Annotated in this window: 3 protein-coding genes and 1 pseudogene; 2 read left to right on the top strand and 2 right to left on the bottom strand. The window is 73.2% G+C overall.

The window, feature by feature from the left end:
- Window positions 1–498: methyltransferase domain-containing protein (locus ACWGDE_RS38360; protein WP_453393713.1), on the top strand; the 498-nt coding region annotated here is incomplete at its 5' end.
- 69 nt (window positions 499–567) lie between these two features.
- On the opposite strand, the gene ACWGDE_RS38355 is transcribed toward ACWGDE_RS38360, so the two are convergent.
- Both ACWGDE_RS38355 and ACWGDE_RS38350 read right to left on the bottom strand, forming a co-directional pair.
- Window positions 568–969 carry an RICIN domain-containing protein gene (locus ACWGDE_RS38355; protein ID WP_453393714.1) on the bottom strand — a complete coding sequence of 134 codons (402 nt, stop codon included), beginning with the start codon at window positions 967–969 and terminating at the stop codon, window positions 568–570.
- 95 nt (window positions 970–1,064) lie between these two features.
- Window positions 1,065–1,913 (bottom strand): aldo/keto reductase, encoded by an 849-nt coding sequence (locus tag ACWGDE_RS38350; protein WP_453393712.1) that lies wholly within the window; start codon window positions 1,911–1,913, stop codon window positions 1,065–1,067.
- 99 nt (window positions 1,914–2,012) lie between these two features.
- Between ACWGDE_RS38350 and ACWGDE_RS38345 the strand changes: the two are divergent.
- A pseudogene (locus ACWGDE_RS38345) lies at window positions 2,013–2,201 on the top strand (SsrA-binding protein); the annotation flags it as partial.

Here is a 2,201-nt window from a genome sequence, read left to right as displayed (position 1 = left end):
GTGGTACTCGCCTCAGGGACCCGGCTCCCGTTCCGCTCGGGCTCGCTCGACGCGGTGAGCGCCGTCTGGCTGCTGCACCTGCTGCGCGAACCCGGCCTGGTGGCCGCCGTGGTCGCCGAGGCCGGGCGGGTGCTGAGGCCCGGCGGGGTATTCGTCACCACCGTCGACAAGGACGCCGCCCACGACGTCGGCAGCGACATCGACGAGGTGCTCGCGGAGCACCTCACCCCGGCCCCCGCCGACCGGGCGCAGGACGTCACCGGCCACGCGGCCGACGCGGGACTGCGCCCCGCCGGCGAAGCCCGCTTCACCGGGCACGGGCAGGGGCGCACCCCGCGCGGGAGCGCCGCCGCGCTGCTCGCCGGGCGGTACGCCTCCCGGGTCCGGCCGCGCGGGATCACCGCACGCGAGCTCGCGGACCGGCTGGAACTCCTGCCCGGGCCGGACATCCCGCGCGCGGAGCCCACGTACCTGGTGCGGGGCTTCGTACGCGGCTGACCGCCTGGCGGCGGTCGCGGGGGCGACACGCGGTCCGGGGCCCCGGACCGCGTCGGTCCCTCCGCCCCCTCAGACAGGCTCCAGGCGCCACCACTGCGCGGGCGAGTCCTCGTCCTCGCACTGGCGGGCGTCGCCCTGCGTGTCCGCCTCGAGGGACAGGCCGCTGATGACGGCGATCAGCGAGACGACGCCGGGGTCGTCGAGGTGCTCCTCGACGACCCACTCCTGCGCCCCGAAGGCATTGGCCTTCCACACCTGGACCCGGGTGCCGCTCTCGGTCGACGCGTTGGCCACGTCCAGCCGCTTGCCGTTGTGCGCGCTGACCACGTGGAAGATCCCGCCGCCGCTGTGGACCGGCGAGATCTCCCACTGCCGGGCCGCGGCCGGCTCTCCGTCCGGGCCGACGCCCACCCGGTTGCCGCTCGCGACCTGGAGCAGGAGCCCGCTGGCCACGTTGCGGATGCGGTACAGCCCGTCCGGCGGTTGACGTCGTGCCGGTTCGGGACTTTCGCTGCTCGCGGTCTTCCTGGGGGTCACTGGGCTCACGGCTCTCCGGTGCTCGGGGCTCAGAAGTCGAACTCGGTCGGGTCGGGGCCGATCCGGCGGCCCGAACCGCCCGCGCCCAGGGCGTCCAGCGCGGCGATGTCGGCGGCGTCCAGCTCGAACCCGAACACGTCCAGGTTCTCCCGGATCCGCGACGGGGTCACGGACTTCGGGATCACGATGGTGCCGAGCTGCAGGTGCCAGCGCAGCACCACCTGCGCGGCCGAGCGGCCGTGCTTGGCCGCGATCGCGGTGACGGCGGGGAGCGTGAGGAGGTCCTTGCCCTGGCCGAGCGGGGACCAGGCCTCGGTGGCGATGCCCAGACGGGCGTGCACGGCGCGCAGTTCGGCCTGCGGGAAGAGCGGGTGCAGCTCGATCTGGTTCACGGCCGGGACCAGGGAGCTCTCGGCGCCGAGACGCTCCAGGTCGGCGGGGCGGAAGTTGGACACGCCGACGGCCTTGGCGCGGCCGCTCGCCGCGATCTCCTCGAAGGCCTTCCAGATGGCGACGAAGTCCTCGCGCATCGGGCGCGGCCAGTGGATCAGGTACAGGTCGACCGTGTCGAGGCCCAGCTTGGCGAGCGAGGCGTCGAACTCGCGCAGCACGTTGTCCCGGCCCCAGGTCTCCGACTTGCCGTTCCACAGCTTCGTGGTGACGAACAGCTCCTCGCGCGGCACCCCGGAGGCGGCGATGGCCTTGCCGGTGCCCACCTCGTTGCCGTAGATGGAGGCGGTGTCGATGCTGCGGTAACCCGCCTCCAGCGCGGAGCCCACGGCCTGCTCGGCCTGGTCGTCCGGGACCTGCCAGACGCCGTAGCCGAGCTGGGGCATGAGCGTGCCGTTGTTGAGCTTGATGGTGGGGACCTGGTTCACGTCGGGTCGTTCCCTCGGGTCGTCGCGGTGGTACGTGGTCGTACGGGGTGTCCGTACGACCGGCGACAACCGGGGGCCGGCGTGGCCTATTCCCGCCGTACCGCGCACATCCCCGAGTACTTCCAGGGCAGCTGGACCAACCACTCCGCGCGCCGCAAGCGCAAGCTGCTCCTGCACCGCGAGGAGATCGACAAGCTGGCGGTGAAGTCCGAGGAGACGGGCCACACGATCGTGGCCCTCGCCGTCTACTTCAAGGACGGCCGGGCGAAGGCCGAGATCGCGCTGGCG

This window comes from Streptomyces sp. NPDC054956 (assembly GCF_053609185.1).
Note: the sequence above shows the minus strand (reverse complement) of the source record. Positions and strands in the feature narration are given on the sequence as shown.